General features: G+C 64.6%; 10 protein-coding genes. 5 read left to right on the forward strand and 5 right to left on the reverse strand.

Going from position 1 to position 14,830, the window contains the following annotated elements:
• The 3 genes from FRZ40_RS24030 to FRZ40_RS24040 all read left to right on the forward strand — a co-directional run bounded on the left by FRZ40_RS24030 (position 1) and on the right by FRZ40_RS24040 (position 3,479).
• A complete protein-coding gene (locus tag FRZ40_RS24030) occupies positions 1 to 495 on the forward strand; it encodes a CvpA family protein (protein WP_147235816.1) in 495 nt (164 codons plus the stop codon).
• A gap of 133 nt (positions 496 to 628) precedes the next feature.
• Complete coding sequence (purF, locus tag FRZ40_RS24035) at positions 629 to 2,179, forward strand: amidophosphoribosyltransferase (RefSeq protein WP_147235817.1); 1,551 nt, start codon at positions 629 to 631, stop codon at positions 2,177 to 2,179.
• Between the two features lie 115 nt (positions 2,180 to 2,294).
• A complete protein-coding gene (locus tag FRZ40_RS24040; protein WP_028370703.1) occupies positions 2,295 to 3,479 on the forward strand; it encodes an O-succinylhomoserine sulfhydrylase in 1,185 nt (394 codons plus the stop codon).
• Positions 3,480 to 4,254: 775 nt separating this feature from the next.
• On the opposite strand, the gene FRZ40_RS24045 is transcribed toward FRZ40_RS24040, so the two are convergent.
• Together FRZ40_RS24045 and FRZ40_RS24050 are read right to left on the reverse strand one after the other, a co-directional pair.
• Positions 4,255 to 5,028: an AraC family transcriptional regulator gene (locus FRZ40_RS24045; protein ID WP_147235818.1), complete on the reverse strand. Its 774-nt coding sequence runs from the start codon at positions 5,026 to 5,028 to the stop codon at positions 4,255 to 4,257.
• A gap of 45 nt (positions 5,029 to 5,073) precedes the next feature.
• On the reverse strand, positions 5,074 to 5,415 hold the full coding sequence (locus FRZ40_RS24050) for an FKBP-type peptidyl-prolyl cis-trans isomerase (protein ID WP_028371069.1): 342 nt from the start codon (positions 5,413 to 5,415) through the stop codon (positions 5,074 to 5,076).
• Between the two features lie 124 nt (positions 5,416 to 5,539).
• Here FRZ40_RS24050 and FRZ40_RS24055 point away from each other — a divergent pair, with 124 nt between their 5' ends.
• Both FRZ40_RS24055 and FRZ40_RS24060 read left to right on the forward strand, forming a co-directional pair.
• On the forward strand, positions 5,540 to 6,340 hold the full coding sequence (locus FRZ40_RS24055; RefSeq protein ID WP_028371070.1) for a sensor histidine kinase: 801 nt from the start codon (positions 5,540 to 5,542) through the stop codon (positions 6,338 to 6,340).
• Between the two features lie 115 nt (positions 6,341 to 6,455).
• Positions 6,456 to 7,799 (forward strand): hemolysin family protein, encoded by a 1,344-nt coding sequence (locus FRZ40_RS24060; protein WP_028371071.1) that lies wholly within the window; start codon positions 6,456 to 6,458, stop codon positions 7,797 to 7,799.
• A gap of 42 nt (positions 7,800 to 7,841) precedes the next feature.
• Here FRZ40_RS24060 and treY read toward each other — a convergent pair whose 3' ends face one another.
• From treY to treZ, 3 genes are read right to left on the reverse strand one after another with little or no spacing between them, the layout of a single operon-like run.
• Positions 7,842 to 10,682, reverse strand: coding sequence for a malto-oligosyltrehalose synthase (gene treY, locus FRZ40_RS24065; protein ID WP_147235819.1), 2,841 nt, complete (start codon positions 10,680 to 10,682; stop codon positions 7,842 to 7,844).
• On the reverse strand, positions 10,679 to 12,859 hold the full coding sequence (gene malQ / locus FRZ40_RS24070; protein WP_147235820.1) for a 4-alpha-glucanotransferase: 2,181 nt from the start codon (positions 12,857 to 12,859) through the stop codon (positions 10,679 to 10,681). The genes treY and malQ overlap by 4 nt, the downstream gene beginning before the upstream one ends.
• Positions 12,860 to 12,864: 5 nt before the next feature.
• Entirely contained in the window at positions 12,865 to 14,784 is a 1,920-nt protein-coding gene (treZ, locus tag FRZ40_RS24075) for a malto-oligosyltrehalose trehalohydrolase (protein WP_147235821.1), read from the reverse strand.
• Positions 14,785 to 14,830: the final 46 nt, after the last annotated feature.

Here is a 14,830-nt window from a genome sequence, read left to right on the forward strand (position 1 = left end):
ATGTTCACCGCGTTCGACTACGCTGTAATGGCGGTGATCGGGCTGTCGGCACTGCGCGGCGGCTGGCGCGGCTTTTTGTCCGAGGTGTTCGGGCTGATCGGCTGGGTCGTAGCGTTTCTGGTGGCGGCGCGCTTCGTGGGGCTACTGGTGCCCTTCGTCCCGGCGAGCTTGCCGGGCGGCGCGCTGACGCAGTGGCTGATCGCGTTTGCGGCCATCGTCATCGGCGTGATCCTGGTGGCGAGCGTGGCGAACGCGCTGCTGAGCCGGTTGGTGCAGGTGTCGGGGCTGGGCGGAGTTGACCGCTCGCTTGGACTGATGTTCGGCCTCGTACGCGGGGTCATACTGGTGCTGATTCTGGTCGCCCTCGCTGGCTTGACCGAACTGCCCAAACAGGAATTCTGGCGCAACGCGCTGCTGCGGCCATACGCCGAGCAGGGCGTGCGAGAGTTAAAGCCTCTGCTTCCCGAAACGCTCGCCGCCTACGTCCACGTGTAACGATCGTTGCACGCAAAGGGCGAAGGCGGATGACAAGGCGGGCCGATGGTGAAGCATGCAGGACCACGGCGCGCGCGGCTGTCTCCCAGGCAGGCCGCACTGATCGAATTTCGTACCCTTTGAAGGACATGCCATGTGCGGCATCGTAGGCGTAGTTTCCCAGTCTCCCGTCAACCAGTTGCTCTATGACAGCCTGCTGCTGCTGCAGCACCGCGGTCAGGACGCAGCCGGCATCGCCACGGCGGACGGCAACACTTTCCACATGCACAAGGCGAACGGCATGGTGCGCGACGTGTTCCGCACGCGCAACATGCGCAGCCTGCCCGGCACGAGCGGCATCGGCCAGGTGCGTTATCCGACGGCCGGTTCCGCGTCGAGCGAAGAAGAAGCCCAGCCGTTCTACGTGAACGCGCCGTTCGGCATCATCCTCGCGCACAACGGCAACCTGACCAACTGGCAGCAGTTGAAAGACGAGATGTTCCGCGTCGATCGCCGCCACATCAACACGAATTCCGACACCGAAGTGATGCTCAACGTGCTCGCGCACGAAGTGCAGACGGCGAGCTCGGGCCTGCAACTTGATCCCGCCGCGATGTTCAAGGCGGTGTCGGGCGTGCATCGCCGCGTGCGTGGTTCGTACGCGATCGTGTCGCTGATTTCCGGCTATGGTCTGCTCGGTTTCCGTGACCCGTTCGGCATTCGTCCGCTGTGTATCGGCAAGCTGGAAACGGCGTCGGGCACGGAATGGATGCTCGCATCGGAATCGGTGGCGATCGAAGGCATCGGCTTCGAATTCGTGCGCGACGTCGCGCCGGGCGAGGCGATCTTCATCGACTTCGACGGTAACTTCCACGCGCAGCAGTGCGCGCCGAACGCAAGCCTGAACCCGTGCATTTTCGAACTCGTGTATCTCGCGCGTCCGGATTCGGTGCTCGACGGCGTGCCCGTCTACAACGCGCGTCTGCGCATGGGCGACTATCTGGCCGAAAAGATCCTGCGGGAACTGCCGGAGGACGTAAAAATCGACGTCGTGATGCCGATTCCGGACTCGTCGCGCCCCGCGGCGATGCAGGTCGCAGCGAAGCTCGGTGTCGAGTACCGCGAAGGCTTCTTCAAGAACCGCTACGTGGGCCGCACTTTTATCATGCCGGGCCAGGCGGTGCGTAAAAAGTCCGTGCGCCAGAAGCTGAACGCAATGGGCATCGAGTTCAAGGGCAAGAACGTGCTGATCGTCGACGATTCGATCGTGCGCGGCACCACCTCGCATGAAATCGTGCAGATGGCGCGCGATGCGGGCGCGAACAAGGTGATCTTCGCGTCGGCGGCGCCGCCCGTGAAGTTCCCGAACGTGTACGGCATCGACATGCCAACGCGCAGCGAACTCGTCGCACATGACCGCTCGGACGAAGAAGTGGCGCGTCTGATCGGGGCCGACTTCCTCGTCTATCAGGACGTCGATGCGCTGAAGAACGCGGTGCGCGACATCAACCCGGCGCTGAAGGACTTCGAGGCGTCGTGCTTCGACGGCAACTACATCACGGGCGACGTGACGACGGAATATCTCGATCGCATCGAATCCGCGCGTCTCGCGCCGTCCGCGCAATCGGACCGTGATGCGGCGAGCGAAGCGATCGACGGCGGCGCTGCACGTTCGCAACTGCACCTGCAATTGTCGGTCGAGTAACAGGTCGTCGGCGCGCGAGCCTCGGCTCGCCCCGCACACGAAGCCCGCTTATGCTTATGCAAAGCGGGCTTTTTTGTTGCTCACGCATGCGATCTGAAAACGGAACCGAACGACTATGGACGACTCACTCAACTTCGACACGCTCGCGGTTCGCTCGGGAACATTGCGCAGCGATTTCGGCGAACATTCCGAGGCGCTCTTTCTGACGTCGAGCTTCGTCTTTGCGAGTGCCGCGGAAGCCGCCGAGCGCTTCGCGAAATCCGAAGACTATTACACGTACTCGCGCTTCACGAATCCGACCGTGACGATGTTCCAGGAGCGCCTTGCGGCGCTTGAGGGCGGCGAGGCGTGCATGGCGACGGCCTCGGGAATGAGCGCGATCATGTCGGTGGTGATGTCGGCGTTGCAGGCGGGCGATCACCTCGTCAGTTCGCAGAGTCTGTTCGGTTCGACGCTCGGCATGTTCTCGCAGATCTTCAGCAGATTCGGCATCACGACGACCTTCGTCGATCCGACCGATCTCGACGCCTGGAAAAATGCCGTACGTCCCGAGACGAAGATGTTCTTCCTGGAAACGCCGTCGAACCCTCTGACGGAGATTGCGGACATCGAAGCGATCAGCAAGATCGCCAGGTCGGCGAATGCGCTTTTCGTCGTCGACAACTGTTTCTGCAGTCCGGCGCTGCAGCAGCCGCTTAAGCTTGGTGCGGACGTCGTGATGCATTCGGCGACCAAGTTCCTCGACGGCCAGGGGCGCGTGCTTGGCGGCGCGCTGGTCGGCTCGAAACAGTTCATCATGGAAAAGGTGTTTCCGTTCGTGCGCAGCGCGGGGCCGACGTTGTCCGCGTTCAACGCGTGGATTCTGCTGAAGGGCATGGAGACATTGTCGCTGCGTGTCGAGCGTCAGTCGGCGAATGCGCTCGAGATCGCGCGTTGGCTCGATCAGCATCCTTCCGTTGGGCGAGTGTTCTATCCCGGCCTGGAGTCGCATCCGCAGTATGAGATCGCGAAGCGTCAGCAGAAGGCGGGTGGTGCGATCGTGTCGTTCGAACTGAAGGGCGATACGCCTGAGGAGATGCGAGCCAATGCGTGGCGTGTGATCGACGGCACGAAGATCTGCTCGATAACAGGAAATCTCGGCGATACGCGGACGACGATTACGCATCCTGCTACGACCACTCACGGTCGTGTCACGGCGGAAGCCCGCGCGGCGGCGGGGATTACGGAAGGGTTGATCCGGTTGGCTGTCGGGCTTGAGAGTGCAAGGGATATTCGCGAGGATCTCGCTAGAGGTTTGTAGTTTTTGTTGTCTGCGACGCAGTCGCCATTCATTGCTTTTTTGGTCTTTTGATCTTTGCTGCGCTGGCGTCCGCGATTTCGTATCGGTGCTTCGTGCGTTGCCCCTGTGCGGGGCGGCACCTACTTTTCTTTGCAGCGGCAAAGAAAAGTAGGCAAAAGAAAGCCGCTCACACCGCCAATCCTTGTGTTTGCCTGCGGGCCCCCAACGGGTCCCGCACTCCACACGGCAACACGCTATTTGTTGTGCTCGTTGCCAGCGCGCTAAACAGGCGCATCACCCTCTCCAATCACTCGCAGCACAGCCCGCGGCAGCGAACGGTCTGTGCAGCCCAGGTGGCAAACTGTGTGTAGCTTGTCGCGCCTTACGCGTTGGCGCTCCTACGACACCGATCCCGCTTTTCAGTCCGGAGTGGTGCATTTCCGTCGCGATAGCCTACACACCGTTTGCCACCTGGGCGGCCGTGGACTTCCTGGTAACGCAGTACGTGACGCGGGAGTGTGAAGTGGGGATGCGAATCCAGGAGCGCTGGCAACGGGCATTGAGTAGCTCGATGCCGCGTGGAGTGCGGGACCCGTTGGGGACCCGCAGGCAACAACAAGAACTGGCGGGGTTAGCCCGCTTTCTTTGCTTACTTTCTTTGCGGCGGCAAAGAAAGTAAGTGCCGCCCCGCACAGGGGCAACGTGTGAAGCACCGATACGAAACCGCGGATGCCAGCGCAAAAGAACCCGGACGCCGCGGATGCCAGCGCAAAAGACAGGCCTCGCAGACCGCGCTTCAGTGCACTAACAAACCCCGCCACTGCCCAGGCGCCACCCCAAATCGCCGGGTAAACGCATGGGTAAAGGCGCTCTGATCGCCGAACCCCACCTCAAGCGCAACATCCGTCAACGATCGACGCGAATCCGCAAGCAATGTCAGCGACGTATCAAGCCGAACCCGCTGCAAATAACGATGCGGCGTTTCGCCAAACGCCTCGATAAACAACTGATGAAACCGCCGCATGCCAAACCCGCAATGCGCGGCAAGATCGGCAATACGAAGCGGCTCTGACAAACGCGCTCGCAACCAGGTATCGATACGCGCAAAATCGAGCCCGCCGCCCGGCACAGCATCCGCCGTACCCGAGTCTTCGAGAATCGCCGCACACAACCTCGCAGCCGCATCCCAGTTGAACCGCCGCCACGAGGCATCACCGTCGATATGCCCAGTGGCCCGGCCCGCGATATGCACAACGAGCTGCGTGAGCGCCCCGTCGATCGAAACCGCACGCGGCCGGTCGAACAAACGCTGCGGCACCGCGACAGACGACGCCGGCAGATCGAGCACGAGCTGCCGGTTTTCACCGATACCCGCATAGTCGTGCCGCGAACCGGCAGGAATGAGCCACGCAGCCGTCCCGTCGATTTCGTGCGCGACGCCGTCCACGGCCATCACCATCGCACCGTCGAGACCCAGCACGATCTGATGAAAGTCGTGCACGTCCGACGCTTCCACCGCGCCGTAACGGCGCAGGGAAACGCTAGGCGCGTCGATGACGGCATGACTCATGTCACACAACCTCGGTCACACAACTTCGGTAAAACGCAGAAACGCTCAGACGTCGAGCAATTCGACTTCGAACACGAGCGTCGCGTTCGGCGGAATCACGCCGCCTGCGCCGCGCACGCCGTAGCCGAGTTGCGGCGGAATGGTCAGCTTGCGCACGCCGCCGACCTTCATGCCCTGCACGCCTTCGTCCCAGCCCTTGATGACCATGCCGCCGCCCAGCACGAACGCGAACGGGTCGTTACGGTCCTTGCTCGAATCGAACTTCTGGCCGTCCGTCAGCCAGCCGGTGTAATGCACGCTGACGGTCTGGCCGGCCTTCGCTTCCGCGCCCGTGCCTTCCTTCAGGTCTTCGTACTTGAGGCCCGATTCAGTGGTGACAGTAGTCATGCGATGCTCCTTGTAATCGTTCGAAACCACTATTGTAGGCGTGTTGTCATACGTTCGCGAAGATTGGCCGAACGGCCATGCCTATAATGTTCAGACCGCAACCAACGATGAACCGTCAACAAGGATGTCGATCGTGACCACGTCTACCCCGTCTTCTTCCGGCAGCAACGAGGAGATGCCTGCCGTCACCGAGCGAACCGCGCGACGCAGCGCCGAAACGGCGCTCTTCATGCGCGATCACGTGCTGTCGCTGGTGTCGCACGACCTGCGCAGCCCGTTGAACGCCATTCATAGCTGGGCCTATGTGCTCGACCGCAAGATCGATGCAAACGACGCCACCGCGCAACGCGCGCTCGAAGGTATCCGCAATGGCGTCGACCAGCAAGTCAAGCTGCTCGAATCGATCGTCGATACGACGCGCGCCGAAACCAAAGCACTCGCGTTGAACCGCGCGCCGTTCGCGTTGCGTCCGCTGCTCGACGACACCCTCGGCGATGTGCGCGAAGGGCTTGCTGCGCGGCGCGGCGTCGAGCTTGCGCTGAACACGCCGCTTGCCGAACAGCAGATGGACGGCGACCGTGAGCGCCTCGCCGCTGCGCTGTGGCTGCTCGTCACGTTCGCAGTGGAGGCGAGTGCAAGCGGCACGACTGTCACGCTCGAGGCAGACATCGACGCCTCGAAGTTCTGCGCCACCGTTTCCTGGCAGGCATCGTCTGCCGCACTGACCGATCCGGCGCTGCCTCACGTGCTCGAAAATTTCGCGCGTGCGCAAGCCACGCACCCGCGCGAAGCGGGCCGCATTTCATGGGTGCTGGGCCTCTGCAAGCGCATTTCGGAAGCGCACGACGGCGCATTCGAACAGGGCGAATGGACGGACGGCCAATCTTCCACGCTCAAGTTGCGCGTGCCGCTCGCGGGCGCGTGAGCGCGCACGCCGAAGCGCGCGTGACCTGGCCGGATGGCCAGTTCATGCGCGCTCATCTCTTTCGCGTGCCTTTCGCACTCTATACTGACGGCTTTTATTGCCGGAGTCCTTCGCTTTGATCCAGGTCGTCGCCCTCATTGGCGCGTTGTTGCTCGTTGCTCTCAACGGTTTCTTTGTCGCCGCCGAATTCGGTCTCGTGAAGCTGCGGCAGACGCGCGTGCGAACGCTCGCGGAGAAGCACGGCTTGCGCGGCAGGCTGCTCGCAACGGTGCATGGCCGGCTGGATGTGTATCTGTCCGCGTGCCAGCTGGGCATCACGCTCGCGTCGCTGGGACTGGGCTGGATCGGCGAACCGGCGTTTGCCGAACTGCTGAATCCCGTGTTCCATCTGCTCGGCATCCAGAACGAGAACCTGATACACGGCATCTCGCTGTTCTTCGCGTTCACGTGTATTTCGTTTCTGCACATCGTGGTCGGCGAGCTGGCGCCGAAGTCGCTCGCTATCCGCCAGTCCGAGCAGATTTCGCTGTGGGTCGCGATGCCGCTGTACGGCTTCTACTGGGCGATGTATCCGGCCATCTGGGTGCTCAACACCAGCGCGAACGCGGTGCTGCGCGTCGCGGGTCTGGCGTCCGGCCACGGCGGCGACACGCATTACTCGACGGAAGAGCTCAAGCTGATTCTTCGCGGCCGCCGTGCGAGCGTCACGAACGAACTCGACGTCCCTGAAGACGCCTATTCGCAGGACGAATGGAACACGATCGCGCATTCGCTCGATTTCTCGCGCATGACCGTGTCCGATCTGATGCGGCCTGCACATGAACTCGTGAGCCTGCGCCGTGATCTGCCGTGGCGCGACAACATGCAGATCATCGCGCGCCATCGTTTCAGCCGTTATCCGCTGCTTGAAGATGCGACGGGCGAACGTGTCGCGGGCACGATCCATCTGAAGGATCTGCTGCTCGCGCGCCACGCGGGCAGCACGCTCGACGACCTGTCGCGCTACGTGCGTCCCGTGCAGTACGTGAAGCCCGACATGCCCGCGCTCGAACTGTTCCGGCGCTTTCGCAAGGGCGCGCCGCATCTCGCGCTGGTCGGCAGGAAGAACGCGAAGCCGATCGGCTTTCTCACGCTCGACAACCTGCTCGGCGCGCTGGTCGGCCAGATTCACGACGAGTTCCGTCAGGGCGACGCGGACTGGACGCGCATGGACGACGGCACGCTGATGGGCAAGGGCAGCCTGCCCGTCGTGTCGCTGGAGCGCGCGCTCGGTATTGATATCGACGAAGGTCGCGCCGAATCGGTCGGCGGTCTCGTGATCAACGCGCTCGGCGATCTGCCTGAAGAAGGGCAGCGCGTGGAGTTCGACCGCTTCGACGTGGTCGTCAAGCGAATGAAGGGGCCGCGTATCGTGCTGGTGCGCGTGTATCCGAAGACCTTCGACGACGAAGGCGGCTGACCTTCACACCGGCATCACGGCATCACGCGCGTTCACACTCATTCACACGCGCGGCACACCATCCTCGACGAGCACGGCAACGGGCATCGTCGTCAGCGCTTCGCGCAGATAGAGCAGCCCCGTATCCTCGACCTTCGGCGCGGCGGGGCTCAGCCAGTCGAACAGCGCGCGTCCGAACAGCTCTTCGGGCATCTGCACGGCCGTTTCGTCCCACGCGATGGGATCGACCAGCGGCAACGCGCTGTCCGCATCGAGCAGCGCCATCGAAAGCCGCGTCGCGATCACGACAGCCCAGCAGTTGCCCTGACGCCGCGCGAATGCAATCACGTGTTCCGCGTACTTGCCTTGCACCGTGAGCGGCAGATAGCTGCCGTTGCTCAGCAATTCCGGAATCTGCAGCCGCAGCGCGAGCATCCGCTGGATGATCGCGAGCTTCACACGTCCGTCGCGCCAGTTGGCGAGATAGTCGGAGGGCCGGGCTTCAGCAAGCATCCTCTGACGCTGCGTGAAATCGACGGGTCGCCGGTTGTCAGGATCGACGAGACTGAAGTCCCATAGTTCGGTGCCCTGATAGAGGTCGGGCACACCCGGCGACGCAAGACGCAACACCGTTTGCTGCAGGCTGTTCACCACGCCGGCCCGGCCGATGCGCGCAACGAAATCGCTCAGTTCGCGCAGAAATCCGTCGCGGCGCTGCGGCGCGAGAATGTCGAACAGAAATTCGCGGCAGCCGTTTTCGAAGGCTTCGTCGGGCGCGAGCCAGGTGGTGCGCAGCTTCGCTTCGCGCAGCGCCTTCAGTTGCCATTGCGCGACGCGCTCGGCAAGTGCCTTGATGCCCGCTTCGTCGTCGGGCGACAGACCGGGCGGCCAGCAGCCCACCAGCGTCTGATACAGCATCGCCTCCGCAGCCGGGCCGGGCGCCCAGTCGTCGGCATTGCCGTTCAGCGCGCGCCGGTGCGGCGTGTTCAGCGTCGTCCATGCGCGCAGCGTCGCGATCCAGTCATCGGCGATTTCGCTCAGCACCGCGAGCCGCGCGCGCGTGTCCTCGCCGCGCTTGTGATCGTGCGTCGCCGTGGCGAGCATCGCGTGGGGAAAGCGCCGCGCGCGTTCCTGATTGCCTGCATGAAACTGCTCGACCGTCAGCGCGAACTCGCCCGGATCGGCGCCGACTTCGCAGCGCGACAGCAGACGCCCATAGCGATAGCACGCGGTATCTTCGATCGCTTTCGCGGCGACGGGCGCCGTCAGTTGCGAGAACAGCGTCTGTACCGTGCGACGCGCCGACGCTGTGTGATTGAACGGATTGGCATTGCCGTTCGGCTGCGCGCCATATGCAGCGCCGCGGCCGTTGCCGTTGCCGTTTTCGTCCGCGCCGCTGCCGAGCCACGCATCGACGCGCGCGAGCACGCCGTGATCCGCGCGCGACAGCGTCTGCCGCGCGGCATCGAGCGCGACGTCGAAATATGCGTTGTCGGCGGCGCTGCGCAGGCCGTTCTGCGGATAGATGCGATAGACGGGAAAGTGCGCGGCGAGTTCGTTGGTCACGCGGCGGATCGCGGTGTAGGTGAAATCGCGCGTGGCGATGCTGTCGCGGGCCAGCCGATGCAGCGCGCGCGACACGCGGTCCAGTTCCGCAGGCAGATTTTCGGCGAGAATCTTGCGCCGGGCGGGCAGCGCTTCGTCGGCGAAATTCGCGGGGCGGCCGCTCAGTTCGGCCCACGCTTGGGCGAGCGGCGCGGCGCCCGCCGGATCGTGCAGCAACGCGCCCGCATCGTTCATGAAGTCGTAGCCCGTCGTGCCGTCCACCGGCCAGTCGTCGCGCAGTGGCTCGCCGCGTCCGAGAATTTTCTCGACGACGATATACGGCGTCGTGCCCTCGCGCAGTTCCGCGAGACGCTGACGCAGCCGCTGCGCGTATTCGCGCGGCTCCGCCAGGCCGTCGATGTGATCGATGCGCAAGCCGTCGATCACACCTTCCGCGTAGAGCCGCAAGAGCAGCGCGTGCACGGCGTCGAACACTTCGGCGCGCTCGACGCGCACGGCCGCGAGTGTGCTGATATCGAAGAAGCGCCGCCAGTTCACTTCGTCCGACGCCGTGCGCCACCACGCGAGCCGGAAATGCTGACGCTCGATCAGTCGATGCAGGCGGTCTCGCGTCACGGGATCGTTCGGTGAATACGCTTCGAGCACGAACTCGATGGCCGATGCGCCGTTCTGCCGCACGAACTCGCGCAGCGCTTCGCGGCCTTCGGCGGCGCGCGGCTGATCGGCGGGCTGGGTCGTGACGGACGCGAACCGGTCGGCGAGCGCGCTCAGGTCCGCGCGATTCGCCGATTGCAGGATCGCCGCGTAATCGATCGGGCACACCGGGCACTCGTGCTCGGCATAGACGATGTTGAAGCGTCCGTTCCCTGCATCGAAGCGCAGCGCGATACGGCCGGCGAACAGTTCGTCGCCATACGATGCGCCGAGCACGGGCATCAGCACCTTGCCGCGCAACGCCGGGTCGGGCGAGTGCCAGTCGACATCGAAGTAGCGCGCAAATGCGCTATGACGGCCCCACTCGAGTATGTCCTGCCACCACGCATTGTGTTTGCTCACGCCCATGTGGTTCGGCACGACATCGACGATCAGGCCCATGCCGAGTTCGTGCAGCTTGTCGGTGAGGCGTCGCAGGCCGTGTTCGCCGCCGCATTCGGCGCTGACCTGGCCGTAGTCGACCGTGTCGTAGCCGTGCGTCGAGCCGGGCGTGGCTGTCGTGATCGGCGAAGCGTACAGATGGCTCACGCCGAGCGCGGCGAAATAGTCGACGTGCGCGAGCGCATCGTCGAACGTGAAGTCGCGATGGAACTGGAGTCGGAGCGTGGCGCGCGGAACAGTCATGGCGTATCGGACAACGAGGAAGCAGAGGTTGAGTTGGTGCGCGCCCGCTCGATCGCGAGCAGGCGGTCGCAAAACGTTTCGTCGGCGAACAGCGCGTCGACGGGCTGGATCACACGGCGGCGCCAGTTCGGATGCTCGTCGATCGAGCCTGGCAGATTCGGCTGATCCGCGAGACCGAGCAGGTCTTCGAGCGGATAGGTGACGAGCGGCGACGGCGTGGCGCCGACGAACGCGAGCGCTTCGTCGACGGGCGCTTCATCGGGCGGCGGCGGCTCGACGTCGGGCGCGGCGATGCCGGCTTTCTGGAACGCCCGCCACAACGCGGCGCGGTCGTCGTCGCGTTCGGCTTGAGCAAGCGCGACGGGGTCGCGCCCGTCGGCGCGCGCGGCCGTCTGCCCGACACGATTGCGCCACACGATGTCCTCGCCGCGCCACCAGCCGGTGACGGTGGGCAGATCGTGCGTGGTCGTCGTCGCGACTGCGCCGCGGTCCCATTCGGCCGGCGCCATGAAACCCTTGCCGTCCTTCGTGCGTTCGAACCACAGCACGCGGATGCCCGCGAGCCCATGTTCGCTGAGCCGCTCGCGGAAACCCGGCGGCACGGTGCCGAGGTCTTCGCCGATCACGATCGCGCGATGCCGCCACGATTCGAGCGCGATGAGCCGCAGCATGTCTTCGAGCGGATAGCGCAGATACGCGCCGTTCTTCGCAGGTTCGCCTTCCGGCACGAGCCACAGGCGCCGCAGCCCGAGAATGTGATCGATGCGGATGCCGCCCGCGCAGGCGAACGCGGCGCGCAGCATGTCGATGAACGCCGAGAAGCCCTGAGTGCGCATCGCGCGCGGCGAGAACGTGGTGAGTCCCCAAGCCTGGCCGGCCTGATTGAACAGATCGGGCGGCGCGCCGACGGACACGCCATGCAGCATGTCGTCGCGATACGACCACGCGTGCGAGCCCGCGCTATCGCAACCGACGGCGAGGTCCGCAATCAGGCCGATCGCCATGCCCGCGTCGCGCGCCGCATGCTGCGCGTGCGACAGCCCTTTCGACGCCAGCCATTGCAGGAACAGATGGAACTCGACTTCATGCCGATGCTCGTTCGCGAACGCCTCGACTTCGGGGCTGCGCGGGTCTTGCAGCGCGTCGGGCCACTTGCGCCAGTAGCCTTCTCCGTCGTGCTGCAACTGGAACGCGTGTAGCGCTTCGAAGCGCGCGTGGTCTTCGAGCGCACGTCCGCCGCGCTCGCAGAAGCCGTGAAATTCCAGCGCGCGCGGCGAGTCCTGCGCGCGGTCGTTTGCGCAAAAACGCTCGAACAGCACGCGCAGTGTCTTGAGCTTGAGGGGCGTCGCCGTCTTCCAGTCGATCAGCGGCTCCGCTTCGAGCTTCGCCCATTTTTCGGCGCCGCCCGCCGCATCGAGCGCGGCCTGCGCGGCTTGCGCGCCGAACACGGCGGCAGGATCGATATGCGTGACGTTCAGCCACAGACGCGACGATGGAGAGTACGGACTGAACGATCCCGGCAAGGCGCTGAACATCGCGTGCGTGGGGCTGATCGCAAGCGCATGCGCGCCGCGTTTCGCGCTTTCGATCGCGAGCGTGGTCAGCGCGGTGTAGTCGCCGATACCGCCGTCGCCCACGCGCCGCAAGCCGTAGATCTGTGCGGCGATGCCCCACATCGGCGGCGTCTTCCTGTCGTCGCCGTGCAGCGCGCGCCATGCGTCGGCGACCGTGTAGCACTGCGCGGGCGCGACGGCGAGCGTCATCCGGTGATCGTTGAGCACGAGCGTGTGATAGCCGGGCTCGTCGATCGGCGAGAGCAGGGCGGCTTCGCCTTTGGGCGCCGTGAAGCGTCCGTCGATCAGCGAGCCGCTCTCCAGTTCGATCCGGTAGTGGCTGCCCGATTTGATCGCGGCCGCGGGCAGCCCGATACCGCGTCCGCATTCGACCGTCATCAACGGCGGCAGCTTGCGGCCGGACAGTTCGGCATCGAGCGCGGCGGCGCTCTGGCGGATCTGCGTGGCGTTGCCGCACGGCAGGCCCATGCGGTCGAGCAGCGCGGCGAGCGTGCTGTCGGGGACGCGCTTTTTGTTGCGATGCGCGTCTTCCCATTCGACTTCGAAGCCTGCGCGCGCGGCGAGCGTGTCGATGGAAATGCCGGGACGTCGGGTCGTGGCCACGCGTGTCACTCCTCTTGAACGTGCTTGCGCGCGTCATGACCGACCGCGTATTCGCTGACGTCGCCCGTCAGCCACGCGACGAATGCATTCGGCGGCAATTCGCCCGTGTCGATGCGATCGCGCACGCGCGGCGGCGTTTCGAAGATCAGCTTGCCTGCGGGACGATTGTCGAGCCGCACGCCGTTTTTGCCGAGATTCAGCGCGATCGACAGCGTTTCGCCGTCGGCGAGTCTCCAGCGTGCGACGAGCGCGTTCGCGTCCTGAGCGCCGGATGCGTCCAGCACGGTCGCGCCGAGCGGTTTCGCCTGCCCGAGGCGCGGCGCGATCAGCTTGGCGCGCACGGCGAGCGCGGACTTATAGAAGTGCATCCAGTCGAGCGCGTCCTTGTTTTCGGGCGTGTCGCGAGAATCGCCTTCACGTTCGGCGGGCGACGACCTGACGAGCGTTTGCGGATCGTTCGGATCGGGAATCTGCGCGCGGCGTGTTTCGTCGGCGAATGCGGAGAAGCGCGCGAACTCCTTGCGACGCCCTTCGCGCACGGCGTTCGCGAGATCGCCGGTGTAGTCGGTGAAGAACAGGAACGGCTGCTTCGAGCCGTACTCTTCGTCCATGAACAGCAGCGGTATCTGCGGCGACAGCAGCAACAGGCCCGTCGCGGCGCGCAGCGCGTCGTCGGAGCAGAGCGAGCGCAGACGCTCGCCCATTGCTCGGTTGCCGATCTGGTCGTGGTTCTGCAGGAACGCGACGAACGACGCGGGCGGAAGGTGCCCGCTAGGCTGGCCGCGCGGCTTGCCGTCGTGGATCGGCGAAGGATCGCCCTGATAGCCGAAGCCGCTGCCGAGGATCGTCGCGAGCTTCTGGATCGGCCGGTCGGCGTAGGCGGCGTAATAGCCTTCGTGTTCGCCCGTCAGCAGCACGTGCAACGTGTTATGCGCGTCGTCGTTCCATTGCGCGGTGAAATGCGTGTCGAGCAGTTCTGCCGTATTGCGCTCGTTTTCGAGCACGAGATGCACATGCCGGCCGTGTTGCACATGGGCGCGCACGTGATCGGAGAAACAGCGCAGCCAGTCGTCGTTATCGATGGCATGCACGGCGTCGAGCCGCAAGCCGTCGAAGCGGAATTCGTTGAGCCAGTACAGCGCGTTGTCGCAGAAGAACTCGCTCACTTCGCTGCGCTCGAAGTCGATCGCGGGGCCCCAGGGCGTGTGCGTGCCTTCGCGGAAGAACGGCTTCGCGTACTGCTGCAGATAATTGCCGTCAGGGCCGAAGTGGTTGTAGACGACATCGAGAAACACGGCGAGACCGTGACCATGCGTGGCGTCGATCAGGGCCTTGAGTTCGTCGGGGCGTCCGTACGCGGAGTCGGGCGCATACGGCAGCACGCCGTCGTAGCCCCAGTTGCGCGTGCCGGAAAAATCGTTGAGCGGCATCAGTTCGATCGCGGTGACGCCGAGCGCGGCGATGGCGGGCAGACGCTTCATCACGCCCGCATAGCCGCCGAGCGCGCCGACGTGCAGCTCGTACAGCACCGTTTCTTCCCACGGCCGGCCGCACCAGTTCGTGTGCGTCCACGTGTACGCGCGCGGATCGATCACTTCGCTCGGCCCGTGCACGTCTTGCGGCTGAAAGCGCGACGCAGGATCGGGTATCAGCAGCGCGCCGTCGAGCTTGTAGCGATATAGCGTGCCCGCGCCGCAGCCGATTTCCGCTTCGAACCAGCCGTTGCCCGTCGGGCTCATGTCGTGCGTGGCGGCTGCCTGCCCGTCATGATCATTTTCAATAGCGACCTGCACTTTCGCGCACGAAGGCGCCCACAGCCGGAAGCGCGTGCGCGGCTTCGCGCTCGCCGCGCCGAGCAGCTGCGCGCCGAACGGCAGGCAGTGCGCGTAATGATGCGCGTGAGGGTCGATCGGACGTTCATGCATGATTGTCACCATTCGTCGGCGTGCTGACAGGCGTATTCGTCCGCAC

Source organism: Paraburkholderia azotifigens, from assembly GCF_007995085.1.
GTDB classification, from domain to species: domain Bacteria; phylum Pseudomonadota; class Gammaproteobacteria; order Burkholderiales; family Burkholderiaceae; genus Paraburkholderia; species Paraburkholderia azotifigens.

Excerpts from the sequence above, each read along its gene's own strand:
- FRZ40_RS24050 (WP_028371069.1), bottom strand. The coding sequence starts at position 5,415 with ATGACTACTGTCACCACTGAATCGGGCCTCAAGTACGAAGACCTGAAG.
- purF (WP_147235817.1), top strand. The coding sequence starts at position 629 with ATGTGCGGCATCGTAGGCGTAGTTTCCCAGTCTCCCGTCAACCAGTTG.
- FRZ40_RS24040 (WP_028370703.1), top strand. The coding sequence starts at position 2,295 with ATGGACGACTCACTCAACTTCGACACGCTCGCGGTTCGCTCGGGAACA.
- FRZ40_RS24045 (WP_147235818.1), bottom strand. The coding sequence starts at position 5,028 with ATGAGTCATGCCGTCATCGACGCGCCTAGCGTTTCCCTGCGCCGTTAC.
- FRZ40_RS24030 (WP_147235816.1), top strand. The coding sequence starts at position 1 with ATGTTCACCGCGTTCGACTACGCTGTAATGGCGGTGATCGGGCTGTCG.
- treY (WP_147235819.1), bottom strand. The coding sequence starts at position 10,682 with ATGACTGTTCCGCGCGCCACGCTCCGACTCCAGTTCCATCGCGACTTC.
- FRZ40_RS24055 (WP_028371070.1), top strand. The coding sequence starts at position 5,540 with ATGTCGATCGTGACCACGTCTACCCCGTCTTCTTCCGGCAGCAACGAG.
- treZ (WP_147235821.1), bottom strand. The coding sequence starts at position 14,784 with ATGCATGAACGTCCGATCGACCCTCACGCGCATCATTACGCGCACTGC.